The 25,720-nt window shown below is 71.1% G+C and carries 23 protein-coding genes; 13 read left to right on the top strand and 10 right to left on the bottom strand.

What is annotated here, in order from left to right:
* Positions 1-5 precede the first annotated feature (5 nt).
* The 3 genes from ACFY1L_RS45915 to ACFY1L_RS45925 all read left to right on the top strand — a co-directional run bounded on the left by ACFY1L_RS45915 (position 6) and on the right by ACFY1L_RS45925 (position 5,763).
* Positions 6-875: a serine hydrolase gene (locus ACFY1L_RS45915; protein WP_388839437.1), complete on the top strand. Its 870-nt coding sequence runs from the start codon at positions 6-8 to the stop codon at positions 873-875.
* 53 nt (positions 876-928) lie between these two features.
* Positions 929-1,960, top strand: coding sequence for an esterase-like activity of phytase family protein (locus ACFY1L_RS45920; RefSeq protein WP_388839439.1), 1,032 nt, complete (start codon positions 929-931; stop codon positions 1,958-1,960).
* A 98-nt stretch (positions 1,961-2,058) separates the two neighbouring features.
* Positions 2,059-5,763 (top strand): ABC transporter ATP-binding protein, encoded by a 3,705-nt coding sequence (locus ACFY1L_RS45925; protein WP_388839442.1) that lies wholly within the window; start codon positions 2,059-2,061, stop codon positions 5,761-5,763.
* Between the two features lie 300 nt (positions 5,764-6,063).
* Here ACFY1L_RS45925 and ACFY1L_RS45930 read toward each other — a convergent pair whose 3' ends face one another.
* Positions 6,064-6,207 (bottom strand): hypothetical protein, encoded by a 144-nt coding sequence (locus tag ACFY1L_RS45930; protein WP_388839445.1) that lies wholly within the window; start codon positions 6,205-6,207, stop codon positions 6,064-6,066.
* A gap of 67 nt (positions 6,208-6,274) precedes the next feature.
* Here ACFY1L_RS45930 and ACFY1L_RS45935 point away from each other — a divergent pair, with 67 nt between their 5' ends.
* Together ACFY1L_RS45935 and ACFY1L_RS45940 are read left to right on the top strand one after the other, a co-directional pair.
* Positions 6,275-6,667 (top strand): hypothetical protein, encoded by a 393-nt coding sequence (locus ACFY1L_RS45935; RefSeq protein ID WP_388839448.1) that lies wholly within the window; start codon positions 6,275-6,277, stop codon positions 6,665-6,667.
* A 98-nt stretch (positions 6,668-6,765) separates the two neighbouring features.
* Positions 6,766-8,196 carry a S28 family serine protease gene (locus ACFY1L_RS45940; protein WP_388839451.1) on the top strand — a complete coding sequence of 477 codons (1,431 nt, stop codon included), beginning with the start codon at positions 6,766-6,768 and terminating at the stop codon, positions 8,194-8,196.
* Between the two features lie 36 nt (positions 8,197-8,232).
* Here ACFY1L_RS45940 and ACFY1L_RS45945 read toward each other — a convergent pair whose 3' ends face one another.
* From ACFY1L_RS45945 to ACFY1L_RS45955, 3 genes are all read right to left on the bottom strand, one after another.
* Complete coding sequence (locus ACFY1L_RS45945; RefSeq protein ID WP_388839454.1) at positions 8,233-8,880, bottom strand: hypothetical protein; 648 nt, start codon at positions 8,878-8,880, stop codon at positions 8,233-8,235.
* A gap of 140 nt (positions 8,881-9,020) precedes the next feature.
* Entirely contained in the window at positions 9,021-10,814 is a 1,794-nt protein-coding gene (locus ACFY1L_RS45950) for a glycoside hydrolase family 3 protein (RefSeq protein WP_388839457.1), read from the bottom strand.
* Between the two features lie 346 nt (positions 10,815-11,160).
* On the bottom strand, positions 11,161-12,078 hold the full coding sequence (locus tag ACFY1L_RS45955) for a LysR family transcriptional regulator (RefSeq protein ID WP_388839578.1): 918 nt from the start codon (positions 12,076-12,078) through the stop codon (positions 11,161-11,163).
* An 88-nt stretch (positions 12,079-12,166) separates the two neighbouring features.
* On the opposite strand from ACFY1L_RS45955, the gene ACFY1L_RS45960 reads away from it, so the two are divergent.
* The 4 genes from ACFY1L_RS45960 to ACFY1L_RS45975 are packed head-to-tail and all read left to right on the top strand — an operon-like array spanning position 12,167 to position 15,637.
* Complete coding sequence (locus tag ACFY1L_RS45960) at positions 12,167-13,081, top strand: EamA family transporter (RefSeq protein WP_388839460.1); 915 nt, start codon at positions 12,167-12,169, stop codon at positions 13,079-13,081.
* Between the two features lie 4 nt (positions 13,082-13,085).
* Positions 13,086-14,336: a 3-phosphoshikimate 1-carboxyvinyltransferase gene (gene aroA, locus ACFY1L_RS45965; protein WP_388839463.1), complete on the top strand. Its 1,251-nt coding sequence runs from the start codon at positions 13,086-13,088 to the stop codon at positions 14,334-14,336.
* Positions 14,326-14,994 carry an HAD family hydrolase gene (locus ACFY1L_RS45970; RefSeq protein WP_388839466.1) on the top strand — a complete coding sequence of 223 codons (669 nt, stop codon included), beginning with the start codon at positions 14,326-14,328 and terminating at the stop codon, positions 14,992-14,994. Before aroA ends, ACFY1L_RS45970 begins: the two co-directional genes overlap by 11 nt.
* Positions 14,995-15,007: 13 nt before the next feature.
* Positions 15,008-15,637 carry a GNAT family N-acetyltransferase gene (locus tag ACFY1L_RS45975; protein ID WP_388839469.1) on the top strand — a complete coding sequence of 210 codons (630 nt, stop codon included), beginning with the start codon at positions 15,008-15,010 and terminating at the stop codon, positions 15,635-15,637.
* Here the strand turns inward: ACFY1L_RS45975 and ACFY1L_RS45980 are convergent.
* On the bottom strand, positions 15,564-16,634 hold the full coding sequence (locus ACFY1L_RS45980) for a LysR family transcriptional regulator (protein WP_388839472.1): 1,071 nt from the start codon (positions 16,632-16,634) through the stop codon (positions 15,564-15,566). The two genes, ACFY1L_RS45975 and ACFY1L_RS45980, sit on opposite strands and share 74 nt — an antisense overlap.
* A 51-nt stretch (positions 16,635-16,685) precedes the next feature.
* Here ACFY1L_RS45980 and ACFY1L_RS45985 point away from each other — a divergent pair, with 51 nt between their 5' ends.
* Positions 16,686-17,279, top strand: coding sequence for an RBBP9/YdeN family alpha/beta hydrolase (locus ACFY1L_RS45985; protein WP_388839475.1), 594 nt, complete (start codon positions 16,686-16,688; stop codon positions 17,277-17,279).
* Here the strand turns inward: ACFY1L_RS45985 and ACFY1L_RS45990 are convergent.
* From ACFY1L_RS45990 to ACFY1L_RS46005, 4 genes are all read right to left on the bottom strand, one after another.
* The gene (locus tag ACFY1L_RS45990) at positions 17,254-18,507 is read right to left on the bottom strand and encodes an MFS transporter (protein ID WP_388839478.1); all 1,254 of its coding nucleotides are present in this window, start codon (positions 18,505-18,507) and stop codon (positions 17,254-17,256) included. The two genes, ACFY1L_RS45985 and ACFY1L_RS45990, sit on opposite strands and share 26 nt — an antisense overlap.
* Positions 18,508-18,602: 95 nt before the next feature.
* The gene (locus ACFY1L_RS45995; RefSeq protein ID WP_388839481.1) at positions 18,603-19,403 is read right to left on the bottom strand and encodes a sugar phosphate isomerase/epimerase family protein; all 801 of its coding nucleotides are present in this window, start codon (positions 19,401-19,403) and stop codon (positions 18,603-18,605) included.
* Positions 19,404-19,414: 11 nt separating this feature from the next.
* Positions 19,415-20,347, bottom strand: a complete 933-nt coding sequence (locus tag ACFY1L_RS46000) for a GNAT family N-acetyltransferase (RefSeq protein ID WP_388839484.1) — start codon at positions 20,345-20,347, stop codon at positions 19,415-19,417.
* Positions 20,348-20,457: 110 nt separating this feature from the next.
* Positions 20,458-21,054 carry a dihydrofolate reductase family protein gene (locus ACFY1L_RS46005; protein ID WP_388839487.1) on the bottom strand — a complete coding sequence of 199 codons (597 nt, stop codon included), beginning with the start codon at positions 21,052-21,054 and terminating at the stop codon, positions 20,458-20,460.
* A gap of 169 nt (positions 21,055-21,223) precedes the next feature.
* On the opposite strand from ACFY1L_RS46005, the gene ACFY1L_RS46010 reads away from it, so the two are divergent.
* Positions 21,224-21,925 (top strand): class I SAM-dependent methyltransferase, encoded by a 702-nt coding sequence (locus ACFY1L_RS46010; RefSeq protein ID WP_388839490.1) that lies wholly within the window; start codon positions 21,224-21,226, stop codon positions 21,923-21,925.
* A gap of 109 nt (positions 21,926-22,034) precedes the next feature.
* Here the strand turns inward: ACFY1L_RS46010 and ACFY1L_RS46015 are convergent, their stop codons facing one another.
* Entirely contained in the window at positions 22,035-23,081 is a 1,047-nt protein-coding gene (locus ACFY1L_RS46015) for a LacI family DNA-binding transcriptional regulator (RefSeq protein WP_388839493.1), read from the bottom strand.
* Between the two features lie 317 nt (positions 23,082-23,398).
* On the opposite strand from ACFY1L_RS46015, the gene ACFY1L_RS46020 reads away from it, so the two are divergent.
* A complete protein-coding gene (locus tag ACFY1L_RS46020; protein WP_388839496.1) occupies positions 23,399-24,556 on the top strand; it encodes a Gfo/Idh/MocA family protein in 1,158 nt (385 codons plus the stop codon).
* Positions 24,553-25,704: a dihydrodipicolinate synthase family protein gene (locus ACFY1L_RS46025; RefSeq protein ID WP_388839499.1), complete on the top strand. Its 1,152-nt coding sequence runs from the start codon at positions 24,553-24,555 to the stop codon at positions 25,702-25,704. Before ACFY1L_RS46020 ends, ACFY1L_RS46025 begins: the two co-directional genes overlap by 4 nt.
* The last annotated feature ends 16 nt before the right edge of the window (positions 25,705-25,720 follow it).

Genomic DNA, 25,720 nt, shown 5'->3' on the forward strand with positions numbered 1-25,720 from the left:
GGGGCATGACTCACGGGAATTCCGGAATATCGACCAGACGTGCCAGAGCGCTCGTCACAGGAGCCGTCGGACTCGGCGTGCTCATACCCGCCGTGGCCGCCGCCGCGCCCGCCGCGGCCGCCACGACACCGACGGTCAGCTGTACGTCGTCCAAGGCCGCCCTGGCCACCAAGCTCCAGAAGGACATCACCGCCGCCCTCGTGAACCGCAAGGGCACCATCGCGGTCGGCCTCTACGACCGCTCCACGAACACCACCTGCTCGCTGCGGGCCTCGTCCTCGTACGACTCGGCGAGCGTCGTGAAGGTCACCGTGCTCGCCACGCTCCTGTGGGACGCGAAGAAGCACAACCGCTACCTGACCGACACCGAGGCCTCGCTCGCCAAGGCCATGATCACCAAGTCGGACAACACCGCGACCAGCAAGCTCTGGAAGCAGCTGGGCCTGACGAAGATCAAGGGTTTCCTGAGCGCCGCCGGCATGACGAAGACCGTCCCCGGCGCGAACGGCTACTGGGGCCTGACCCAGATCAACGTCACCGACGAGCAGAAGCTGCTCAAGCTGATCACCGCCAAGAACTCGGTGCTGAGCGACAACTCCCGTGCGTACATCCTGAAGTTGATGGGCCAGGTCATCTCCTCCCAGCGCTGGGGCACGCCGTACGGTGTCCCGTCCGGGGTCTCCTGGCACGTCAAGAACGGCTGGCTGCAGCGCTCCACGCACGGCTGGCGGGTGCACAGCGTCGGCACCTTCAACGGCGGCGGCCATGACTACATGATCACGGTGCTCACCTGGGGCAACAGCACCATGAACTACGGCATCACGACCATTCAGGGCGTCGCAAAGGTCATTCACAAGGATCTCGCCGCGAGTTGACGCTTCACGCGTCGGTCTCCCGTGCGTCACCGTCCCGTCCTACGGTGACGCCCATGCGCCTGAGAACCGTAATAGCGACCGCCACCGCGGCCCTGGCGGCGGCCACCAGCCTCACCGCCGCCGGGCCCGCCGCGGCCACCCCCGACTCCGGGGCGGCCAACGCCTGTTCCCCGTCCGTCTCCATCGACCGCTTCTCCGACGCGCTCGACAAGACGACGTACGACGGGACCTTCGTCGGCAACTTCTCCGCGCTCGCCGTGGACCGGGACGGCTCCATCGCCGCCCTGGAGGACCGCTCGTCCCTCTTCGGCCTGGACGCGAAGACCCTGCAGCCGAAGTCCGTCGTCCGGCTCGCCGACGAGAAGGGCGCCGCGCTGGACAGCGAGGGTCTGGTCATCGACCGCGACGGGACCCGCCTCATCACCTCGGAGACCGAGCCGTCGATCCGCCGCTACAGCGTGGACGGCAGGATCCTGGACCGCCTCCCGGTCCCGTCCTCGCTCCTGGTCGCCCCCGCCGGACGCGCCACGTCCAACCAGACCTTCGAGGGCCTGACCCTTCTGCCCGGCGGTCACACCCTGCTGGCGTCGATGGAGAACGCGATCTCCGGCGACTCCACGACCATCGTCCGCTTCCAGACCTGGACCCGGACCAAGGGCGACCACTTCCGCCTCGCCGCCCAGTACGCGTACCCGCTCGACTCCGGGCTCGGTGTCCCGGAGGTGCAGGCGACCCCCGACGGCCGCCTGCTCGTCCTGGAGCGCGGCTTCACCTCCGGCGTCGGCAACACGGTCCGCCTCTACCTGGCCGACCCGCGCCACGCGACGGACACCAGCGGCATCGAGAACCTCACGGGCCAGGACGGCGTACGGCTGATCAGGAAAACCCTCCTCACGGACATCGTGAACTGCCCGTCACTGGGAGCGACCGCCAAGCAGCCCCAGCCGAACCCCCTCCTCGACAACATCGAGGGAATGGCGATCACCGGGTACTCCAAGGGCCGCCTGAAGGTGCTCCTGGTCAGCGACGACAACCAGAACGCGGCACAGACGACCCGCTTCTACTACCTGCGGGTACGGATCTGAGCCCCGCCCCGGTTTTGTTGCGGCGGGATGAAATCCGCTTCGTTCTGTGTTGGTGCCTTCCGGTAGATCAGGGCTTCTGACAGACGGAGGGCACCGGCGTGAGCGGGCAACGGGGATGGGCACGGCGGCTGGCCGGATACGCCTGGCGATATCCGAAGGACGTCGTGCTCGCCCTCGGGTCATCCCTGGGCGGTATGGCCGTGATGGCGCTGGTGCCGCTGGTCACGAAGGTGATCATCGACGATGTGATCGGTGATCACAGCCGGGACATGGCTCCCTGGGCCGGTGCCCTGCTCGGTGCCGCCGTCCTCGTCTACGCGCTCACCTACGTACGCCGCTACTACGGCGGCCGTCTCGCCCTCGACGTCCAGCACGACCTGCGGACCGAGATGTTCGAGACGATCACCCGGCTCGACGGCCGCCGCCAGGACGAGCTGTCCACCGGCCAGGTCGTCGGCCGCGCCACCAGCGACCTCCAGCTGATCCAGGGCCTGCTGTTCATGCTCCCGATGACCATCGGGAACGTTCTGCTCTTCCTGATCTCCCTCGTGATCATGGCCTGGCTGTCGCTGCCGCTGACCCTGGCCGCCCTCGCCGTGGCCCCCGCCCTCGTCCTCATCGCCAAGCGCAGCCGCTCCAAGCTGCACCCCGCCACCTGGTACGCCCAGGCCCAGGCCGCCGCCGTCGCGGGCGTGGTCGACGGCGCCGTCAGCGGCGTACGCGTGGTGAAGGGCTTCGGGCAGGAGGACCAGGAGACCGGCAAGCTCAGGGAGGTCGGGCGGCGGCTCTTCGCGGGGCGCCTGCGCACCATCCGGTTCAACTCCAAGTACACCCCGGCCCTCCAGGCCGTCCCCGCCCTCGGCCAGGTCGCCATGCTGGCGCTCGGCGGCTGGCTCGCCGTCCGCGGGCACATCACCCTCGGCACCTTCGTCGCCTTCTCCACCTACCTCGCCCAGCTGGTCGGCCCGGTCCGCATGCTCGCCATGGTCCTCACGGTCGGGCAGCAGGCCCGGGCGGGCACCGAGCGCGTCCTCGAGCTCATCGACACCGAGCCGTCGATGACGGACGGGACGAAGCAGCTCCCGGCCGACGCGCCCGCCACCGTCGAATTCGACGACGTGTCCTTCGGCTACGACCACGAGCGGCCGGTCCTCGACGGGCTCAGCTTCGAGATCCGCCCCGGCGAGACCCTCGCCGTCGTCGGCTCCTCCGGCTCCGGCAAGTCCACGGTCTCCCTCCTCCTGCCGCGCTTCTACGACGTCACCCACGGCGCCGTCCTCATCGGCGGCCACGACGTCCGCGAGCTCACCCTCGACTCGCTGCGGTCCGCGATCGGCCTGGTCCCCGAGGACTCCTTCCTCTTCTCGGACTCGGTCCGCAACAACATCGCCTACGGCCGCCCCGACGCGACCGAGGAACAGATCCTGACCGCCGCCCGTGCCGCCCAGGCGGACCGTTTCATCGCAGAGCTCCCGGACGGCTACGACACCAAGGTCGGCGAGCACGGCCTCACCCTCTCCGGCGGCCAGCGCCAGCGCGTCGCCCTCGCCCGCGCGATCCTCACCGACCCGCGCCTCCTCGTCCTCGACGACGCCACCTCCGCCGTGGACGCCCGCGTCGAGCACGAGATCCACGAGGCCCTGAAGCAGGTCATGCAGGGCCGCACCACGCTGCTCATCGCGCACCGCCGCTCCACCCTCAACCTCGCCGACCGCATCGCGGTCCTCGACGCCGGCCGCCTCGCCGACCTCGGCACCCACGAGGAACTGCAGGAACGGTCCGCCCTCTACCGCCGCCTCCTCACCGACCCCGACGAGCTCGGCGGCGTCTCACCCGGCCACACCCAGCCCGAGTGCCCGCAGGAGGACACCTCCGTACGGGACGAGCTGGACGCCGAGTTCGACGCCGAGCGCGGTGTGACACCACGTCTGTGGACCGGCGACCGCGAGCCGAAGGACACCGCGCTGGCCGGGGCACCGGCCACCCCCGAGCTCCTCGCCCAGGTGGACGCGTTGCCTCCGGCGACCGACACCCCGGACATCGACGAGGGCCGCGCGGTGCAGCCCGAGGAGTCGTACGGGCTGAAGCGGCTGCTGCGAGGCTTCGGGCTGCCCCTCCTCGTCAGCCTCGCCCTCGTCGCCGTGGACGCCGGCATGAGCCTGCTGCTGCCCGTGCTGATCCGGCACGGCATCGACCAGGGCGTCACCGCGATGGCGGTCGGCGCGGTCTGGACGGCCTCGCTGCTCGGGCTGCTCGCGGTGGCCGTGCAGTGGGTGGCGCAGATCGGCGAGACCCGGATGACCGGGCGCACGGGGGAGCGGGTCCTGTACTCGCTCCGCCTGAAGATCTTCGCCCAGCTCCAGCGGCTCGGGCTCGACTACTACGAGCGGGAGTTGACCGGCCGGATCATGACGCGGATGACGACGGACGTCGACGCGCTGTCCACCTTCCTCCAGACCGGGCTGGTCACGGCCTTCGTCTCCGTCGTCACCTTCTTCGGCATCATGGGCGCCCTGCTGGTGATCGACGTGCAGTTGGCGCTGGTCGTGTTCGCGACCCTGCCGCCGCTGATCGTCGCCACGTTCTTCTTCCGCCGGGCGAGCGTGAAGGCGTACGAACTCGCCCGTGAGCGTGTGTCGGTGGTGAACGCCGATCTCCAGGAGTCCGTCTCCGGGCTGCGGATCGTGCAGGCCTTCCGGCGCGAGGGCGATGGTGGCCGGCGGTTCGCGGAGCGCAGCAACAGCTACCGTCAGGCCCGTATCCGGGGGCAGTGGCTGATCTCGATCTACTTCCCGTTCGTGCAGCTGCTGTCGTCCGTCGCGGCCGCCGCCGTGCTGATCGCGGGGGCGGGACGGGTGGACGACGCCACGCTGACCACCGGCGCCCTGGTCGCGTACCTCCTCTACATCGACCTGTTCTTCGCGCCCGTCCAGCAGCTCTCCCAGGTCTTCGACGGCTACCAGCAGGCCACCGTCTCCCTCGGCCGCATCCAGGAACTCCTCCAGGAGCCGACCTCCACCAAGGCCGCCGACGAACCCCTCGACGTCCTGTCCCTCCGCGGCGAAGTCGCCTTCGAGGACGTGCACTTCGCGTACGGGGACGACGAAGAGGCGCTCGGCGGCGTCGAGTTGAGCATTCCGGCGGGCCAGACGGTGGCCTTCGTCGGCGAGACCGGCGCCGGCAAGTCGACCCTCGTGAAGCTGGTGGCGCGCTTCTACGACCCCACGGGCGGTCGCGTCACCGTCGACGGCCAGGACCTGCGCGCCCTCGACATCACCTCGTACCGGCACCGTCTCGGCGTCGTCCCGCAGGAGGCGTACCTCTTCCAGGGCACCGTCCGCGACGCCATCGCCTACGGCCGCCCGGACGCCACCGACGCCGAGGTCGAGGCGGCGGCTCGCGCGGTCGGCGCGCACGAGATGATCGCCACGCTCGACGGCGGCTACCTCCACGAGGTCGCCGAGCGCGGCCGCAACCTCTCCGCCGGGCAGCGGCAGTTGATCGCCCTGGCCCGCGCGGAACTCGTCGACCCCGACATCCTCCTCCTCGACGAGGCCACGGCCGCCCTCGACCTGGCCACGGAGGCCCAGGTCAACCAGGCCACGGACCGCCTGGCAGGCCGCCGCACGACCCTGGTGGTCGCCCACCGCCTGACCACGGCCGCCCGCGCGGACCGGGTCGTGGTCATGGATCACGGGCGTGTGGTGGAGGACGGCACGCACGACGAGCTGCTCCGGCTCGGCGGTTATTACGCCGAGCTGTGGCGGACGTTCGTGGGGGAGGACGCGCCTTTGGCGGCCTGACCGGCTGTCGCCGCGGTTCGGGGGGCATCGTGGCCTGCGTCCACGTCGGGCGCCGGACGGAGTCCGGCCAGTCGTCTCGACGCCCGGGAGGCCCGCCAGGGCCGAGCGGTGCGAGGGCGGCATCGGGGGATTCAGCCCACGGGCGTGTGGTGGAGGACGGCACGCACGACGAGCTGCTCCGGCTGGGCGGTTATTACGCCGAGCTGTGGCGGACGTTCGTGGGGGAGGACGCGCCTTTGGCGGCCTGACCGGCTGTTGCCGCGGTTCGGGGGGCATCGTGGCCTGCGGCGCCGGACGGAGTCAGCTCACGGGCGTGTGGTGGAGGACGGCACGCGCGACGAACTGCTCGCCCTGGACGGGCGGTACGCCGAGCTGTGGCGGGACCTTCATCGGGGAGCCGGACGCCGAGGAGCCGGTCGGAGTGCCTCGCTGACGGTCGTGCAACCATCAGACATACGTCGTGCGTCCGTACACCCGTACGCTCTTCGATGGCAGTACGGGAGGGACGACAGTGGACACTGGTGCGATACGGCGGCGGTTCGCGCTCGGTATGGCTGTGCTCACCGCATCCGGACTGCTCGCACTCGCCGCGCCGGGGGACGCCCAGGCCGCCTCGGCGCCCTGCGCGGGGCGCAAGATCAAGACGTTCACCTTCTCCACCGGCGCCCTGAAGCTCTACAAGAGCGGTGCCTACCTCTGTGCCGTCACCGTTCCCAAGAACCCCGGCGCCGAGCGCCGGATGACGGTCAGCCTGCGGGTGCGCGGCTTCAAGCCCGTCGAGGACAAGGGGATGTACACGAAGTACGCCGGCCCGGTGCGCGCGTACGTCGGGCACCGCAAGGTGTGGCTCAAGGGCTCGGTGGGCGGCGGGTCGTACGACTCCGGTGGCTGGAAGCGGTACTGAACCCGCCGGCAACCCAACGATTTCTTTACCTCCCCTGGTGCGTAAGGGAGTTGCTCCGATAGCTTCCGCACGCACATCTGACTCACAGGGGAGGGTGCATGCGCAAGGCGCTCAGATGGCTGCTGGCGCTCGCCGTGCTCATAGGCACGCTGAGCACGGCGGGGGCGGCCACCGCCGCCCAGCCGGAGGCCACCGGCACCAACGCCACGACCGACATCAAGGATCAGCTGCTCGCCATACCGGGGATGAGCCTGATCGAGGAGAAGCCCTACACCGGCTACCGCTTCTTCGTCCTCAACTACACCCAGCCGATCGACCACCGCCACCCGTCCAAGGGCACCTTCCAGCAGCGCATCACCGTGCTGCACAAGGACGTCAGCCGCCCGACGGTCTTCTACACCGGCGGCTACAACGTCTCCACGAACCCCAGCCGCCGCGAGCCCACGCAGATCGTGGACGGCAACCAGGTCTCCATGGAGTACCGCTTCTTCACGCCGTCCCGGCCCGACCCGGCCGAGTGGTCCAAGCTGGACATCTGGCAGGCGGCCAGCGACCAGCACCGTATCTTCAAGGCGCTCAAGTCCATCTACACCAAGAACTGGATTTCCACGGGCGGTTCGAAGGGCGGCATGACCGCCACCTACTACGAGCGCTTCTATCCCAAGGACATGGACGGGGTCGTCGCGTACGTCGCCCCGAACGACGTGGTCAATGACGAGGACTCCGCCTACGACCGCTTCTTCACGCAGGTCGGCACCAAGGAGTGCCGTGACCGGCTGAACGCCGTGCAGCGCGAGGCGCTGGTGCGCCGGGAGCCGCTGGAGAAGAAGTACACGGCGTACGCGGCCGACAACGGCTACACCTTCAACACCATCGGCAGCCTGGACCGTGCGTACGAGGCCGTCGTCCTCGACTACGTCTGGGGCTTCTGGCAGTACAGCCTGCTCTCCGACTGCGACTCGATCCCGGCGAACGCGGCGACCGCCACCGACGACGACATCTGGAACTCCGTCGACACGATCTCCGGCTTCTCGTTCTACACGGACCAGGGGCTCGAGCCCTACACGCCGTACTACTACCAGGCGGGCACCCAACTCGGCGCCCCCACCATCCACTTCCCGTACATCGAGAAGAAGTACGTCCGCTACGGCTACCAGCCGCCGCGGAACTTCGTGCCGCGCTCGATCCCGATGAAGTTCCAGCCGTGGGCGATGCGCGACGTCGACACCTGGGTGCGGCACAACGCCCACCACATGCTCTTCGTCTACGGCCAGAACGACCCGTGGGGCGCGGAGCGCTTCCGTGTCGGCAAGGGCTCGAAGGACTCCTACGTCTTCACGGCACCGGGTCTGAACCACGGCGCGAACGTGGCCGGCCTGGTCGCGGACCAGAAGGCGCTGGCCACCGCCCGGATCCTGGAGTGGGCCGGCGTCCCGGCCGCCACCGCGGCCCAGGCGAAGCCGCTGGCCAAGTTCGACAAGAAGCTGGACGTACGGGACGTGGAGCGCGAGCCGGCTCTGCGCCCGTAACCCCCGGGGAACTCCCTTGCTGCGCCCGGCCGTTGCTCACACCGGCCGGGCGCAGCCCACCTTCCTCCCGCCCTCCAGCCGCACGTACAGCGCGGTGTCCGCCGGGCACGCCGCCCGCTTCGCCACCGCCTTGACCACCTTGTACTGCGGCCTGTTCCTGCCACTGCCGTCGCACGCGGTCTCGCGGACCTGCCCGCTGCCGGAGCCGTAGACGCAGTCGCCGACGATGGTGCGCGGACCGCCCCCGCCGCCCGGGTCGCCGGGATGCGGCGGCTCCAGGTTGCGCATGCAGGCGTAGCCCTGCGGCACCGAGCCGTCGCCGTCCTCGTCGGACGAGGCGCTCTGCCGGCTGATGTGCAGCACGAAGTCGGTGGTCGACGGGCACAGCGGACCGTCGCCCACCTTGCCGTCGTAACGGGCGATAACCCGCGCCGCCGCGCGTTCACTGGTGCACGGCACCTCGGTGAAGCTCGTCGTACCGAACGAACTGCACTCGTCGACCGCGAGGAACACCGCCCCGTATCCGGACGGCTGTGTCGAGGTCGCCCTGCCACTTCCCTCGGGCGCCCTGCTCGGCTCGTCCCCGCCCGAACCGGACGGCGACAGGGCCTGGCAACCGGTCAGCAGGGCAGCGACCAGTACCAGCAGTGCGCAGACCATCCCCACGGAACATCTCTCGCGCATCGCAACCCCCCCGGCTACCCCCGCATCAGCGTGACCCGCCGCAGCGGGCGCACGCCAGACGCGCGGGAGGCTTTGCGTCCGTTGGGGGTCGTACGCCGGGTGCGTGACGTACCCGGCCTACGCCCTACGCCCGATCGCCCCTAGTACGACAGCCCGTACCCGATGGGGTACAGCACCTGCGCCGGATCGTCCGCCCGCTGCACCGGCACCGGCAGTTTCCCGCGCGGCGCCGCCTTCCCGGCGATCACCCGCGCGGCCGCGCGCAGCTCGACGTCGGTCCAGGAGTAGGACGCCAAGTGAGCCGGGGCGGAGGGGAGTTGGGCCACGTCGTACGGGTTGCGGATCGCGATCGCGACGACCGGCCTCCCGGTGGCCACCAGCTGTTCGACGAGCATCTTCTGCGAGCTGCCCGCCGTGACGTTGTAGGTGCCGACGACCACCGCGTCAGCGTCCTGCGCCGCCGCGACCGCCTTCGCGATGGTCGCGGCGGACGGGGCCGTGCCCGTGGACAGGGCGGTGGCCGTGAAGCCCAGTTCGGTGAGGGCCGTCGCGAGGACACCCGTCGGCGGTCCCGTCGTGCCGGACGGGGAGGCCGGATCGGCGCCGACGACGAGGAGCTTCTTGTGTGTACGGCGGGACAGCGGCAGCAGGCCGCCCTTGTTGACCAGCAGCGTCGTCGTCCGCTCGGCGATGCGGTCGGCGGTCCTGAGGTGCTCCTTGATGCCGACCACACGGTCCACGTCGCCCTGTCCGACGTACGGGTCGTCGAACAGCCGGAGCCTCGACTTCAGCCGCAGGATGCGCAGGATCGACTCGTCGAGCCGGGACTCGGTGAGCTCCCCGCCCTGGACGGCCTTGAGGACGGCGTTCCAGGCGACCGCGAGGTCGGGCGGGTTGAGGAGCTGGTCGACACCGGCCTTGAGGGCGAGGACCGGGACGCGGTCGTCGCCGTACTTCGTGCGTACGCCCTCCATGCCCAGCGAGTCGGTCACCACCACCCCGTCGTAGCCGAGCTCCCCGCGCAGGATGCCGGTGAGGATCGGGTGGGAGAGGGTGGCCGGGTCGCCGGAGTCGTCGAGGGCCGGGAACTGGATGTGCGCGGTCATGATCGAGTCGATGCCGGCCTTGACCGCCGCCCGGAAGGGGACGGCGTCCAGCTTCTCCCAGACCTCGCGGGTGTGGGTGATGATCGGGAAGCCGTAGTGGCTGTCGACCGCCGTGTCCCCATGCCCCGGGAAGTGCTTGGCCGTTGCGGCGACGTGCGACCGCTGGTATCCGGCGACCTCGGCGGCGACCAGGCCGGCCACCGCGTCCGGGTCGGCGCCGAAGGACCGTACGCCGATGACCGGGTTGGCCGGGTTGACGTTCACGTCGGCGTCCGGGGAGTAGTCCTGGTTGATGCCGATCGCGCGCAGCTCGGCGCCGGAGATCCGGCCGAGGGTGTGGGCGTCCTTGCGGGAGCCGCCCGCGCCGATGGCCATGGCGCCCGGGAAGAGGGTGGCCGGTTTGCCGACCCGGCAGACGATGCCGTGCTCCTGGTCGGTGGTGACCAGGACGGGCAGACCGCGGGGCTGGGTGAGGGAGGCGCGCTGGATCCCGTTGGAGAGGTCCGCGATCTGGTGCGGGTCCTTGGTGTTGTGCGCCCAGGTGAAGTAGATGATGCCGCCCACGCGGTACTTGGCGATCAGCTCGGCGGCCGTGCGGACGCCGATCTCCTTGAGGTTGGCGTCGATGTCGGCCTGGTCCGGGGCGGTCGCGGAGTGGCCGTAGACCCGCATGACGAAGAGCTGGCCGACCTTCTCCTCCAAGGTCATACGGGAGATGAGCGAGCGGAGCTTCTTGTCGTCGGGGATGTCCGCGTAGGCGGTGGTGCCGAGTGCCAGGGCCGCGGTGACGCCTGCACCGGCGGCGAGGACGGTACGTCTGGAGGGCACGTGCGCTCCTTCCGGAGGTGATCCGCTGAAGGAAACTTCCGTGAGGGAAGCAATATCCGGGAAGTTTCTGCCAGTCAAGGGAGCGCGCACGGCAGGGCGTTGACGGCGGGGCCGGGGGAGGGGCCTTGGGGAGGGGCCGCCATCGGCGCTGTTGGAGGGGGGCGCGCCGATGGCGGCTGTGCTGCCGGCCGCAGTACGGCGGAGAGGGTAGGTCAGCGATCGCAGCCAGCAGCGAGGGCCGACACCGCACAGCGGAGACTCATCCGACAGCTTGCGGGTTGGACGAACCGTATTAGGGGTGGGTTCCCGCGTTCCCGGCGAATCCGGGAAGTCGTTGCTGGTGGGGTCAACGGGACGGGTGAGCCGTAACCACGGGCCACTGCTCCTGCAGAGTGCGTACGGTCTCTGCGATCGCCGGACGACGAGCGGCTCCTTTGCGCCACAGCGCGTACAGCCGCCTTACGGGGGTCGGGTCCAGATGCACCTCGACGACCCCGGCCGGCAGTGGGCCGCGGCCCAGGCGCGGGACGAGGCAGATACCGAGGCCGCCGGCGACCAGCGCGACGAGGGTCGGGTTCTCGTCGGCCTGGTGCACGATCTCCGGCTCGTGCCCGGCGGCACGCATCGTCCGCAACAGCCAGTCGTGGCAGACCCGCCCCGGCGGCTGGCACACCCAGCGCTCCGCGCCCAGCTCCTCGCGCCGTACGGAGGCCCGCCCGGCCAAGGGATGGCCGACCGGCACGAGCAGCGTGCTGCGGTCGTCGCCGATCACCGCGTGCTCGACGCCCGGTGGCACCGGCAGCGGCGCGATGTCCCAGTCGTGCACCACGGCCAGGTCGAGGGCGCCCTTGGTGACCAGGTCGACGGAGAGGTGCGGGTCGATCTCGCTGAGCCGGGCGTCGAGGGCGGGGTGCCGGGCGGCCAGGTCGGTGAGCACGGCCGGCATCAGTCCGCGCGCGGCCGAGGCGAACGCGGCGATCGTCAGCCGTCCCGCCGGCATCCCGCGCCGCTCCTCCAGCTCGGTCTCCGCGCGTTCGACTATCGCCAGCAACTCCTGGGCGGTGTCGACGAGTTGATGGGCCTCGGGGGTGAGCCGCACGCCGCGTCCGTCCCGCTCGAGCAGCACGGTCCTGGTCTCCCGCTCCAGCTTGGCGATCTGCTGGGACACGGCGGACGGGGTGTACCCGAGCGCGGCGGCAGCGGCGCCGACGGTGCCGTGGACGGAGACGGCGTGCAGCGCGCGAAGGCGTTGGAGGTCGAGCATGCGGAGTCCCATTCATTAGCAGCGCTTCATCCAACAGTGCAGCAATCATCGCTGGTGCTGCACGGTCGCCGGACATGATGCTCGACGCATGCGACCAGCACACCTTGCTCTTGCCCTCGTCGTGGCCGCCGTATGGGGCGTGAACTTCACGGTCATCGAGATCGGCCTCGGCCACTTCCCGCCCCTGCTCTTCTCCGCCCTCCGCTTCCTCGCGGCCGCACTGCCCGCCGTCTTCTTCGTGGGCCGCCCGAAGGTGGCGTGGAAATGGATCCTGGCGGTGGGGCTGGTGCTCGGCGTGGCCAAGTTCGGCCTGCTGTTCATCGGCATGGACGCGGGGATGCCGGCGGGCCTGTCGTCGTTGGTCGTGCAGATCCAGGCGGTGTTCACGGCGGGCGTGGCCTTCGTGGTGCTCGGCGAACGGCCTTCCCGCATACGGGTGCTGGGCATGCTGGTCGCCCTCTCGGGCATCGGCGTCGCGGCCGTCGACGAGGGCACGTCCGGCCCGCTCGGCGCCTTCGCCCTGGTGATCGCGGCGGCGGCCTGCTGGGGCGTCTCGAACGTCCTGACCCGCAAGGCGGCCCCGCCGGACGCGCTGAACTTCATGGTGTGGGTGAGCACCGTCCCGGTCCTGCCGCTGCTCGGCCTGTCCCTGCTCCTGGAGGGCCCGAGCCGGGACTACGCCGCCCTGCGGGCCCTGGACTGGCAGGGCGCCGGCACGGTCGTCTACGTCGCCTGGGTCACCACGGTCTTCGGCTTCGGGGCGTGGGGCTGGCTGCTGCGCCGTCACCCGGCGTCGACGGTGGCGCCGTTCTCGCTGCTGGTCCCGGTGTTCGGGATGTCGTCGGCGGCGGTCTTCCTCGGGGAGTCGGTGAGCCCGCTGAAGTGGTGCGCCGCGGTGCTGCTGGTGGGCGGGGTGGGGCTGGCTTCGGTGACGCGGAGGCGACCGGAAGTGGTCCATCCCGTGGACGAGGGAGCGCCCGAACCCGTGCTCGGCCGATCATGAGGACATGTCCGCAGTAGCCATCCCCGGTTCCAAGTCCATCACCGCCCGCGCCCTCTTCCTGGCGGCCGCGGCCGACGGTGTCACCACCCTCGTACGGCCGCTCCGCTCGGACGACACGGAGGGCTTCGCCGAGGGCCTGGTGCGGCTCGGGTACCGCGTCGGCCGCACCCCCGACGCCTGGCAGGTGGACGGCCGCCCGCAGGGCCCGGCGGTGACCGAGGCGGACGTCTACTGCCGCGACGGCGCGACCACGGCCCGCTTCCTGCCGACGCTGGCGGCGGCGGGCCACGGCACGTACCGCTTCGACGCCTCTCCCCAGATGCGCCGCCGTCCCCTCCTGCCGCTGTCCCGCGCCCTGCGCGACCTGGGCGTGGACCTGCGGCACGAGGGGGCCGAGGGCCACCATCCGCTGACGGTGCGGGCGGCGGGCGTCGAGGGCGGGGAGGTGGTCCTGGACGCGGGACAGTCCTCGCAGTACCTGACGGCCTTGCTGCTGCTGGGCCCGCTGACGCGGAAGGGTCTGCGGATCCGGGTCACCGACCTCGTGTCCGTGCCGTATGTGGAGATCACGATCGCGATGATGCGGGCGTTCGGGGTGGAGGTGGAGCGGGACGGCGACGTGTTCGTGGTGCCGCCGGGTGGCTACCGCGCCACGACCTACGCGATCGAGCCGGACGCTTCCACGTCGAGCTACTTCTTCGCGGCGGCCGCGGTGACACCGGGCGCCGAGGTGACGGTGCCCGGGCTGGGCGCGGGGGCCTTGCAGGGAGACCTGGGCTTCGTCGACGTACTGCGGCGGATGGGCGCGGAGGTGTCCGTCGGCGCGGACGCCACGACGGTCCGGGGCACGGGCGAACTCCGCGGCCTGACCGTCAACATGCGGGACATCTCGGACACCATGCCGACGCTGGCGGCGATCGCGCCGTTCGCGTCCGGGCCGGTGCGGATCGAGGACGTGGCGAACACGCGCGTGAAGGAGTGCGACCGCCTGGAGGCCTGCGCGGAGAACCTGCGGCGGCTGGGCGTCGAGGTGTCGACGGGCCCGGACCGGATCGAGATCCGGCCGGGCGCGCCTGTCCCGCGGGGCACGGAGATCAAGTCGTACGGCGACCACCGCATCGTGATGTCCTTCGCGGTCGCCGGCCTTCGGGTGCCGGGAATTTCGTTCGACGACCCGGGGTGCGTACGGAAGACTTTCCCGGGCTTTCATGAGGCGTTCGCGGAGCTGAGGAGCGGGCTGGGGGATGACCGGTGAGCTGCGAGCCGTTCTCTTCGACTCCGGCGGCGTACTGATCCGCCCGATCGGCGGGCGCTGGAATCCGCGGGCCGACTTCGAGGAGACGGTCCTCGGGTACGACCCGACGATCACGCCGGAGCGGTTCGCGGGCGCGATTGCGGCGGGGGAGGCCTTCTTCGCCACGTCGGAGACGACGCCGGACTACGACGACTATCACCGGGTCCTCCTGCGCCACCTGGGCCTGCAGCCGACGCCCGCGTTGCTGGCCGACCTGGGCCGGGAGGTCCCGGCGACCTCGGTTCTCGAAGTCTTCCCGGACGTGGTGGAGACCCTGGAGGAACTGAGGCGCCGGGGCGTGCGGATGGCGGTGGTGTCGGACGCGTGGCCCGGGCTGCCGGAGGCGCACGCCGAACTCGGCCTCGGCGGCTACTTCGAGGCGTATGCGATCTCGGCGGTCCTCGGCTGCCGCAAGCCCGATCCGCGCATGTACCGGCATGCGAGCGATGCGCTGGAACTGCGGGCGCAGGAGTGCGTGTTCGTGGACGACGACCCGGAGTTGGTGGCGGCCGCGATCGAACTCGGCTACGTGGGGCGGGCGCTGTGCCGGGACGGGGCGGTCGAGCCGCCCGGGGTTGCGTCGATCACCGCACTGACCGAGATCATCGACCTGTTCTGAGGGGGAGTTCTGCATGGGATACGTGCTCGAAGGACCGGTGCTGGAGGGCGAGTTGGTGCGCCTGGAGCCGCTGGAGCACCGGCACGCGGCCGACCTGGCGGTGGCGGTCGAGGAGAACCGGGGGACGTACGAGTTCACCTGGGTGCCCAGAGCCGCCGAGATCGGCGCCTACGTCGACGCGCAGCTGGCCCGCGCGGCGACGGGACGGCTGGCTCCGTACGCCCAGGTGTCGGTCGCGACCGGGCGGGCGGTGGGCGCGACGTCGTACTGGGAGCCGCGGTGCTGGCGCGACGAGGACCGACTCGACGCCGTGGAGGTCGGTTTCACCTGGCTCGGCGCCTCGGCACAGGGCACGGGCGTGAACGCCGAGGCCAAGCTCCTGCTGTTCCGGCACGCCTTCGAGGTGTGGGATGTGGCGAGGGTCGACCTCAAGACGGACGCCCGCAACAGCCGTTCACGCGCGGCGATCCAGAGCGTGGGGGCACGCTTCGAGGGCGTACTGAGAAACTGGTCGCGCTCCTGGGCCCCGGGCGAGGAGGGGCAGCTGCGCGACTCGGCGATCTTCTCGGTCACGGCGGGGGAGTGGCCGGAGTGCCGGGAGCGGTTGGAGGCGCGGGTGGCGGGGTTCGTGGCGCGGGTGTAGGTGCCTCGGTGTCCGGGGGCGAGAGGCCGTCGCGTCGGTTGACGTCGGCGGTCAACCTGTCTGCGCCGACCCGCAGTTGATCCACCACTGCCGCCAGCACCGCATCCCTCTCCGCCCCCGCCCGCACCGCCGCGAACACGTTCCGCGACGCCGGCTGCCCCTCGGTCGGCAGCAGCGCAACCCGGCGATGCTCGTACAGCGGCCGCACCAGCCGTGGGATCAGCGCCACGCCCTGGCCCGCCTCGACGAGGGCCGCCAGCGCGGCCCAGTCGTTCACCGCGTGGCGGATGTCCGGGGTGAAACCGGCCGCCGCGCACACCGAGCGCGCCACCGCGCCGCAGCAGCTGTCCGCCGCCCCCACGATCCACGCGTCACGGGCCAACTCCCGTAGTTCCACCCGCCCCTGTCCGGCCAGGCGGTGGTCGGCCGGTACGACCAGGTCCAGGACGTCGGCGAACAGATCCACCCTGCTGTACCGGTCGTCCGTGTGCGGCGGCGCCTTCGCGAAGTCCACCGCCACCGCCACGTCGACCTGGCCCGCGTCGAGCGCGGTGAACAGGTCCGGCGGTTCCGCCTCCACGACGTCCACCCTGAGGTGCGGGAGGCGCTCGGCCAGGGCCCGCATCACCCCCGGCAGCAGGCCCAGGACGCCGCTGGAGAAGCAGCCGACCGTCACCGAACCGCGCCCGCCCGCCCCGTACGCCGCCAAGTCGGCCCGCGCGCGCTCCAGTTGGGCCGCGATCAGGTCGGCGTGCGCCAGCAGTACACGCGCCTGTCCGGTGAGCCGTACGCCCCTGCCCTCCCGCTCCGTCAGCGGTACGCCCACCTCGCGGGCCAGGGCCGCGAGCTGCTGGGAGACGGCGGAGGGGGTCAGATGCAGGGCCTCGGCCGTCCTCGCCAGGCTGCCCCGGCGCTGCAGCTCGCGCAGGACGGTCAGCCGGCGCAGATCGACCGTGAAGCTCCCGCCGACCGTGAAGGTCTCGCTTACCTGTTCCACCGCGAAAGATTAACTGGACCCAAGCCCCGCTGTTCGGAAACCATCGGACCCATGACCTCGCACTTCCTCATCCTCCACGGCTGGCAGAACCACCGCCCCGAGGCCCACTGGCAGCACTGGCTCGCCGACCGCCTGAGCGAGCTCGGCCATCACGTCACCTACCCCCAGCTCCCCGACCCCGACGACCCGAGCCTCGAGGTCTGGCTGTCCGAGCTGACCCGGCACCTGGACGGTCTGCACGGCGGCGAGGGCGAGCGTGTCGTCCTCGCCCACAGCGCCTCCGCCCTGCTCTGGCTGCACGCCGTCTCGCGCGGGCTCGTGAAGGAAGGGGACGTGGACCGGGTGCTGCTCGTCGCGCCGCCGTCCGCCTCCGTCCTCGTACGGCATCCGGAAGTCGCCGAATTCGCCCCGCCCGCCCTCGACTTCACGTTCCCCGCCCCCACCCGTCTGGTCGCCGGCGACGACGACCCGTACTGCCCGGAGGGCGCGCGGGAGGTCTTCGGCGACCCCCTGCGCATCCCCACCGACCTCCTCCCCGGCGCCGCCCACCTCGACCTCGACGCCGGTTACGGCTCCTGGCCCGCCGTACTGGACTGGTGCCTGGACGAGACGGCGAAGCTCACGGTGCGTCCGGCTCCGGCGTAGCCGCCTTTCCGGCCCGCAGCTCCGGAGTGCTCGCGCCCACCGACAGCACCGCCAGCAGGCAGAGCAGACCTCCGGTGACCAGGGCCGTCGCGCCCGAGGTCCAGCCGGCGACCAGGCCGCCGCGGAGATTGCCGATGTTGGGCCCGGCCTGGCCGACGATCTGCTCGGCCGACGTCACCCGGCCCAGCAGGGAGTCCGGGGTACACGTCTGCACGATCGTGCTGCGCGCGACCACCGAGGCGTTGTCGGCGGCACCGGCGACGACCAGACAGGCAAGTCCCGTCCAGGGGCTGCTCATCAGGCCGAACGCGGCCAGCGCGACGCCCCACGTCCCGGCGCCGCACAGCATCACCAGACCGGGGCGGCCCAGCCGGGTGACCGCCCCGGAGAACACCGACGACACGATGCCGCCGACGGAGATCGCGGACAGGAACAGGCCGAGCGTGCGCGGATTTCCGCCGAAACGCTCCGCGTTCACCAGCGGGAACAGACTGACCGGCATCGACAGGACGGTGGCCGCCAGGTCGGTGATCAGGGCGCCGCGCACCACCCGGTGCCCGTACAGGAAGCGCAACCCGTCCAGCACGCCGTGCAGTCCGGCCCGCGACGGCTCGCCCTCCGGCGGCAGCGCGGGCAGCCCGAAGGCGCCGTAGAAACCGAGCGCGAAGCTCAGGGCGTCCACCAGGTAGCAGAAACCGATGCCCGCCCAGCCGATCAGCAGACCGCCCAGGGCCGGGCCGACGAGCATCATCGTCGTGAACGACATCATGTTCAGCGCCAGCCCGGCCGGCACCTGCTCCTTCGGCAGCAGCCGCGGCACGAACACCCCCGCTGCCGGACCGCCCACCGCACCGAAGCCGTACTGCGCGGCCACCAGCGCCAGCACGACGGCCACCGGCACATGACCGGTGAACCCCTGCACCGCGAGCAGCAGCGAACAGACCGCCTGGGCAACGGTGTTGAACAGGTAGATACGGCGCCGGTCCCCACGGTCCACCCACGCACCGGCGAAGAGTCCCACGACGACGGTCGGCAGCGCACCCGCCAGACCCACCGCACCGGTCCAGACCGTGCTGTGCGTCATGTCCCAGACCTGGTACATGACGGTCACCATGGTCATGAACGAGCCGAGCACGGACACGGTCCGCCCGATCAGCAGCCGCCGGAAGAGCGGGGAGGTGCGCAGCGGTCGCACGTCGACGAGCGCCCGGCCGAGGTCGAGGCTCATGAGGGCATGACGGAGTACGGAGCGGGCTGCGCAGGCATGACGGGGACGCTATACGGCGGCCCGCGCACCCGGCGACCCAATTACCGCCGGTTCGGCTAGGCGCACTCGTTGAGCAGCCGCCCCAGATGCTCCCGCCCCGCCGCCAGCAGGCCCGGCAGCGGTGCCGCCTCCTCGTACCACCGCTTCTCGTACTCCCAGCACAGCCAGCCGTCCCAGCCGTGCCGGGAGAGGACCTCCACGCAGTCGGTGAGCGGCAGCACCCCGGCGCCGAGCGGCAGCGGGGTCGTGTCGTCGGCGGAGGCGATGTCCTTGACCTGGACGTAGCCGAGGAACGGCGAGAGCGCGGCGTACGACTCCGAGGGCTGCTCGCCGCCCAGCCAGGTGTGCATGACGTCCCAGAGGGCGCCGACCTGGCGGTGGCCGACCAGACCGAGCACACGGATCGCGTCGGCCCCGGTGCGGTGCGAGTCGTGGGTCTCCAGCAGGATGCGTACGCCGAGGTCGGCGGCGTACTCCGCAGCCGTGCCGAGGCGCCGGGCGGCCGTCGCGTCGGCGCGCTCGCGGCTCTGCTCGTGGCCGCCGCCGGGGAAGACCCGGACGTACGGGGCGCCCAGGTCGCGGGCGAGGTCGAGGAGGCTCTTGACCTCGTCGATGACCGGGCCGTCGTCGCCGGGTGCCGCCACGCGCGTGTACCCGGCGAGGCCCAGGATCTCGATGCCTCCCGCCTTGAACTCGGAGGCCACGTCGGCCCGTTCGGCGAGGTCGATGCCGGGGTGGACCGGCTCCTCGGGGTGTGCGCGCAGCTCGACGCCGTGGTAGCCGTGGGTGGCCGCCAGCCGGACCACGTCCGGGATGGGCAGACCGGGGACGCCGAGGGTGGAGAAGGCCAGTCTCATGGTCCCTACTGTCACTCTTGTGTGCTGTGCAGGTCCAGCCGCCAGTCCTGGCCGTTCAGGTCCTTTCCGAAGGAGCGGTGCGGTTTCTCGGCGACGAGGACGAAGCCGTGGCGCTGGTAGATGCGGCGGGCGGCGGCGAGGACGTCGTTGGTCCACAGGACGAGTTCGCGGTAGCCGACGCCGCGCGCGAAGTCGATGACCGCGGTGACGAGCCGGTCGCCGACACCGAGTCCGCGCGCGTCCGGCTCGACGAGCAGCAGCCGCAGCCGGGCGGTGGCCGGGGCCTCGTCCCGTACGCACATCACGCACCCCACCGGCCGACCGTCGAGCTCGGCGATCCACACCCGCTCCAGATGCGGGTCGTGGTCCTCCGCGAAGTCGGCGACGATACGGGCCACCAGTCCCTCGTAGTCGGTGTTCCAGCCGAACTCGGAGGCGTACAGGGCGGCGTTGCGCTGGACGATCCAGCCGAGGTCACCGGGGGCCGGCTCGCGCAGCACGACGTCCTCGCGGCGCGGCGGGCGGCCGTCGGAGAGGATCTCGCGGACGGCGAGCATCGCCTCCGCCAGGCGCGACCGGTCGGCGGACGGGACGGTGGACAGCAGCGCACCGACGGACTCGTTCGCGCGCTCGGCGAGCAGGTCGGCGGTCTCGCGGCCGCGCGTGGTGAGGGTGATGTGCCGACGCCGGGGATCGGTCGCGGACGGTGCCCGCTCGATCAGCCCGGCGTCCTCGAACTTGTTGAGGATCCGGCTCAAGTACCCGGCGTCCAGGGAGAGTTCGGCCCGCAGATCGGCCGCGTCCGTACGCGGGGAGTGTGCGAGCTCGTAGATGACGCGGGACTCGGTGAGGGTGTACGGGGCGTACAGCTGGCGGCTGTAGTCGAGGGCGCCGATGACGTTCGTGTAGAAGCGGTTGAAGGTGCGGATGTCCTGGACGGTCATGATCGTCGACCCCCGATGGCTGACTCGATGATTGTCCCGATAGTTGACTCAGTCAGAGATACCGTCGGTCCGAGCCTAGGACACCACGCACCCGCGCGACTACCCCTCGGCTATCCCTCGGTTGCGGGCCGGTAGACGCTCACCTGCACACCCGTCTTGCCCTGCGCCGTCGAGACCAGCTCGAACGGCCGCTTGGCCCCGTCCTCCGGGAAGATCGACTTGCCGCCGCCGAGGATGACCGGCATCTGGATGAGCTGCAGTTCGTCGACCAGCCCCTCCTTGATCAGCGTCCGGACGAGGGTGGGGCTGCCCATCATCGCCAGGTCGCCGCCGGGGGCGGCGCGCAGCGCACGAATCCGCTCGACGGCCTCGCTCCCCGCGATCCGCTCGGTGTTGTTCCAGGTCAGCTCGTCGTCGCTCAGGGTGTCGGTCACGACGTACTTCTTCAGCGCGTTGAGCCGGTCGGCGAACGGATCCCCGGCCCGCTCGGGCCAGGCGCCCGCCATGGTCAGATAGGTCCGCCGCCCGTACAGCAGCGCCTCGGCCCTCTCCAGGCCGGCGGCGAAGGCACTGCCGACCACCTCCGGGTCGAAGTACGGATGCGACCAGCCGCCGTGCGCGAAGCCGCCGTCGGTGTCCTCCTCGGGGCCGCCGGGTGCCTGCACGACCCCGTCGAGGCTGATGAACTCGCTGATGACGATGCGCATGGAACTCTCTCCTGTCGTTCGCTCGGATGATCACGGCGATTACGGCAATGAAGACCGGGGCGCAGCGCGGAAATCATCGGTGGGTCGAGCGTAGGCCCGGATCCCGGGCCGTGCAGCCGTCAGCGAAAGCCGTCGCACAGCACTGCGCTCCCTCCCTAACCTCACGTCCATGGAGCCATCGGGGAGCACGGGGAACACAACGGGAAGCACGATCGCGGCGTACGACGACCACGCGGACTGGTACGACGCGCATATGTCGGCCGAGGGCGTCGGCGACTACGTCCAGCAGGTCCACGCCACCCTGGGCGACCTGCTCGGCCCCGGCACCGGAACCTGCCTGGACGTCTGCTGCGGCACCGGCGCCCACGCATCCTGGCTGACCCGACTGGGCTGGAACCCGGTGGGCCTCGACCTCTCACTCGGCCAACTGCGCCATGCGGCAAGGCGCTTGCCGGTGGCGGCCGCCGACGCCACGGCGCTTCCCGTGGCCGACGGCTCCGTACGGGCCGCGGTGTGCGTGCTGGCCAGCACGGACGTGCCGGACTACGCCGCCGTACTGCGCGAGATCGCGCGCGTGCTGAAGCCCGGCGGACGGTTCGTGCACCTCGGGGTGCACCCCTGCTTCGTGGGCGCCTTCGCCGACCGGAGCGACGAAACGAGGGTCGTGCTGGACACCGGCTACGCCGACCGCTCCCGCCGCTTCGACGGCTGGAGCCCCGCAGGCGTGCGAGCCCGGGTCGGCGCCTGGCACGTCCCGCTGGCCGACCTGCTGAACGCGGCGACGGGAGCGGGCCTGCGCCTCGTACGGACGGCGGAGGCGGGGCGGGGCGAGGTGCCGGAGCTGTTCGGGTTCCGGGCGGTGAAGGACTGACCTGGCGTCCTGAAGGCCACCGGTCACTGCATTTCAGCCGGTCTGGGGGCTGCAAACCCCCAGCCGACGGCCACGACAACGCCGGGTGCCGCCCCGGGCAACGGCACCCTCAAGACCGCGGAACCCCGGAGGACCCCCGCACCATCAACTCCCCACGAACCGTCGCAATCCCACCCGGCGGCGGCTCCTCCCGCCCCATCGCGATCCGCCCGGCCCGGGCCCCCGCCTCCGCCAACGGCAACCGCACAGTCGTCAGCGCAGGCACCGCGTCCACACTGAACGGCAGATCGTCGAACCCGGCGACCGAGACGTCCTCCGGAATCCGCAGCCCCGACTCCCGCAGCGCGGCACACGCCCCCAGCGCGACGGAGTCGTTCGCCGCGACCACCGCCGTGAGCGACGGGTCGCGCCGCAGCAGCTCCAGCGTCGCCTCATAGCCCGACGTCCGGTCGTAGCGCCCGTACACGGTCCACCGCGGATCCTCGGAGATCCCCGCCGCCGCCAGCGCCGCCCGGTGCCCCTCCAGCCGGTGCCGCGTCGTCGTCCGCTCCTCCGGCCCCGCGATGTAGCCAAGCCGCCGGTGACCCAGCCCGATCAGGTGCTCGGTCAGCCGCTGCCCGCCCCCGCGGTTGTCGAAGGTCAGCGCGATCGCCCCGGTGTCCGCCGCCGGCGGCCGCCCGCAGAGCACTACCCTCGTCCCCGCATCCGCCAGCTTCCGCAACTTCGCCGCGACCGCCGCCGCATGCGGCTCGTTCTCCATGGCCCCACCGGTCAGCACCACGGCCGCCGCCCGCTGCCGCTGCAGCAGGGTCAGATACGTCAGTTCGCGCTCCGGCGAACCCCCCGTGTTGCAGACCACCGCCAGCCGCTCGCCGCCCGCCCGGCCCCCGGGCCCGCCGATCTCCGACTGGATCGCACTCGCCATGATCCCGAAGAACGGGTCGGCGATGTCGTTCACCAGAATCCCGACCAGGTCCGACGTGGCCGCGGCCAGCGCGCTCGCCGGCCCGTTCAGTACGTAGTCCAGCTCGTCGACCGCCTTCAGCACCCGCTCACGGGTGGAGGCGGCCACGGGATAGTTCCCGTTCAGCACGCGCGACACCGTCGCGGGCGAGACCTGCGCGCGGGCCGCCACGTCCGCCAGGGTCACCGTCATCTCGTCGTCCTCCGGTCGCGCATCATCGTCGTACCTCGTCGTACGCCCGCCCACCTAGACAGGCCGCCCCACCACCACGGTTCCGAGCGTGCGAAGCGGACTTGCTGAGCAGACATCGAGCAGACCTTACGGCCACAACCCCCTGCTGTTCGTCCCCTCGAACAACTCGAAGCGGTCACGGTCTTGTCCGGACCACTGGTCAGAGGCTAGCTTCTCCTTGTATAGAAAGCGCTTGCTGTGACGCTCATGAGGTAGGGCCGACGCGGCGCACACCACCCGCGTACGACGCTGTGTACGACGCCAGCGAAGGGAATGACGTGACACGCAAGACGGTGCGTATCGCCATGAACGGCGTGACCGGACGCATGGGCTACCGCCAGCACCTGGTCCGCTCCATCCTCGCCATCCGCGAACAGGGCGGCCTCGACCTCGGTGACGGCACCGTGTTGTGGCCGGAGCCGATCCTGGTCGGCCGCCGCGAGCACGCCCTGCGCGCGCTCGCCGAGCAGCACGGTCTGGACCCGGAGAACATCTCGACCGACGTCGACGCGGTCCTCGCCGACCCGACCGTCGAGATCTACTTCGACGCCCAGGTGACCTCGGCCCGCGAGGAGGCGATCAAGAAGGCGATCGCGGCGGGCAAGCACATCTACACCGAGAAGCCGACCGCCACCGGCCTGGAAGGCGCCCTGGAGCTCGCCCGCCTGGCGAACGACGCCGGCATCAAGCACGGCGTGGTCCAGGACAAGCTCTTCCTCCCGGGCCTGCTCAAGCTCAAGCGCCTCATCGACGGCGGCTTCTTCGGCCGCATCCTCTCGATCCGCGGCGAGTTCGGCTACTGGGTCTTCGAGGGCGACTGGCAGACCGCCCAGCGCCCCTCCTGGAACTACCGCTCGGAGGACGGCGGCGGCATCGTCGTCGACATGTTCCCGCACTGGGAGTACGTCCTGCACGAGCTGTTCGGCCGCGTGAAGTCCGTCCAGGCCATCGCCACCACCCACATCCCGCAGCGCTGGGACGAGAACGACAAGCCCTACGACGCCACCGCCGACGACGCCGCCTACGGCATCTTCGAGCTCGACGGCGGCGCGATCGCCCAGATCAACTCCAGCTGGACCGTCCGCGTCAACCGCGACGAGCTGGTGGAGTTCCAGGTCGACGGCACCGAGGGATCGGCCGTCGCCGGTCTGCGCAACTGCCGAGTCCAGCACCGCTCCCTGACCCCCAAGCCGGTCTGGAACCCCGACATCCCGGCCACCTACTCCTTCCGCGACCAGTGGCAGGAGGTCCCGGACAACGACGAGTTCGACAACGGCTTCAAGGCCCAGTGGGAGCTCTTCCTCAAGCACGTCTACGCCGACGCCCCCTACCACTGGGACCTCCTCGCCGGCGCCCGCGGCGTCCAGCTCGCCGAGCTGGGCCTGAAGTCCTCGGCGGAGGGCGTCCGCATCGACGTACCGGAGATCGCGCTGTGACCATCCAACTCCCGGACTTCAAGGGCGGACTGAGGGCGTACGACCCCCGCCCCGAGCCTCTTGCCCTGACTCCCGGCGCGCCCTTCACCTCTCGTACGGTCTTCTCGGCGGCGCACGTCGTGGCCGATCCGTACGCGGACGTGTCGCCCGACGCGCCCGCCGCCGTCGACTGGGACGCCACCCTCGCCTTCCGCCGCCACCTGTGGTCCCACGGACTCGGTGTCGCGGAGGCCATGGACACCGCCCAGCGCGGCATGGGCCTGGACTGGGCGGGCGCGGCCGAGCTGATCCGCCGCAGCGCCGCCGAGGCCAAGTCGGTCGGCGGCCGTATCGCCTGCGGGGTCGGCACCGACCAGATCACCGCCGGGTCTCTCGTGGAGGTCCGGGCGGCCTACGAGGAGCAGCTCGCCCTCGTGGAGGAGTCCGGTGCGCAGGCGATCCTGATGGCCTCCCGAGCCCTCGCGGCAGCCGCTTCCGGCCCCGAGGACTACCTGGAGGTCTACGGCCACCTCCTCCGCCAGGCGTCCGAGCCGGTGGTCCTGCACTGGCTCGGCCCGATGTTCGACCCGGCGCTGGAGGGCTACTGGGGGTCGTCCGACCTCGACGCGGCCACCGACACCTTCCTGGACGTCATCGCAGCCCACCCCGACAAGGTGGAGGGCATCAAGGTCTCGCTCCTGGACGCCCAGCGCGAGATCGACATCCGCCGCCGGCTCCCGCAGGGCGTCCGCTGCTACACGGGCGACGACTTCAACTACCCCGAGCTGATCGCCGGTGACGAGAAGGGCTTCAGCCACGCCCTGCTCGGCATCTTCGACCCGCTGGGCCCGCTGGCGGCTGAGGCGGTACGGGTGCTGGACACGGGGAACGTGGCCGGCTTCCGTGAACTCCTCGACCCCACCGTCGAGTTGTCCCGCCACCTGTTCCAGGCCCCGACCCGCTTCTACAAGACGGGCGTCGTCTTCCTCGCCTGGCTCGCGGGCCACCAGTCGCACTTCACGATGGTCGGCGGCCTCCAGTCGGCCCGCTCCCTCCCGCACTTCGCCCGCGCCTACGAACTCGCCGACGGCCTGGGCCTGTTCCCGGACCCGAAGCTGGCGGAGGAGCGGATGAAGAACCTGTTGTCGCTGTACGGGGTGGCCCAGTGAGTGCTCTCGGAGATCT

Origin of the sequence: Streptomyces sp. NPDC001663, assembly GCF_042893105.1 — a bacterium.
In the GTDB taxonomy this organism is placed as follows: domain Bacteria; phylum Actinomycetota; class Actinomycetes; order Streptomycetales; family Streptomycetaceae; genus Streptomyces.

What these genes read in the sequence shown, in the direction of transcription:
- ACFY1L_RS45915 (WP_388839437.1), top strand. Translation starts at nt 6, where the DNA reads ATGACTCACGGGAATTCCGGAATATCGACCAGACGTGCCAGAGCGCTC.
- ACFY1L_RS45920 (WP_388839439.1), top strand. Translation starts at nt 929, where the DNA reads ATGCGCCTGAGAACCGTAATAGCGACCGCCACCGCGGCCCTGGCGGCG.
- ACFY1L_RS45940 (WP_388839451.1), top strand. Translation starts at nt 6,766, where the DNA reads ATGCGCAAGGCGCTCAGATGGCTGCTGGCGCTCGCCGTGCTCATAGGC.
- ACFY1L_RS45945 (WP_388839454.1), bottom strand. Translation starts at nt 8,880, where the DNA reads ATGCGCGAGAGATGTTCCGTGGGGATGGTCTGCGCACTGCTGGTACTG.
- ACFY1L_RS45955 (WP_388839578.1), bottom strand. Translation starts at nt 12,078, where the DNA reads ATGCTCGACCTCCAACGCCTTCGCGCGCTGCACGCCGTCTCCGTCCAC.
- ACFY1L_RS45960 (WP_388839460.1), top strand. Translation starts at nt 12,167, where the DNA reads ATGCGACCAGCACACCTTGCTCTTGCCCTCGTCGTGGCCGCCGTATGG.
- aroA (WP_388839463.1), top strand. Translation starts at nt 13,086, where the DNA reads ATGTCCGCAGTAGCCATCCCCGGTTCCAAGTCCATCACCGCCCGCGCC.
- ACFY1L_RS45970 (WP_388839466.1), top strand. Translation starts at nt 14,326, where the DNA reads ATGACCGGTGAGCTGCGAGCCGTTCTCTTCGACTCCGGCGGCGTACTG.
- ACFY1L_RS45975 (WP_388839469.1), top strand. Translation starts at nt 15,008, where the DNA reads ATGGGATACGTGCTCGAAGGACCGGTGCTGGAGGGCGAGTTGGTGCGC.
- ACFY1L_RS45985 (WP_388839475.1), top strand. Translation starts at nt 16,686, where the DNA reads ATGACCTCGCACTTCCTCATCCTCCACGGCTGGCAGAACCACCGCCCC.
- ACFY1L_RS45990 (WP_388839478.1), bottom strand. Translation starts at nt 18,507, where the DNA reads ATGAGCCTCGACCTCGGCCGGGCGCTCGTCGACGTGCGACCGCTGCGC.
- ACFY1L_RS45995 (WP_388839481.1), bottom strand. Translation starts at nt 19,403, where the DNA reads ATGAGACTGGCCTTCTCCACCCTCGGCGTCCCCGGTCTGCCCATCCCG.
- ACFY1L_RS46000 (WP_388839484.1), bottom strand. Translation starts at nt 20,347, where the DNA reads ATGACCGTCCAGGACATCCGCACCTTCAACCGCTTCTACACGAACGTC.
- ACFY1L_RS46005 (WP_388839487.1), bottom strand. Translation starts at nt 21,054, where the DNA reads ATGCGCATCGTCATCAGCGAGTTCATCAGCCTCGACGGGGTCGTGCAG.
- ACFY1L_RS46010 (WP_388839490.1), top strand. Translation starts at nt 21,224, where the DNA reads ATGGAGCCATCGGGGAGCACGGGGAACACAACGGGAAGCACGATCGCG.
- ACFY1L_RS46015 (WP_388839493.1), bottom strand. Translation starts at nt 23,081, where the DNA reads ATGACGGTGACCCTGGCGGACGTGGCGGCCCGCGCGCAGGTCTCGCCC.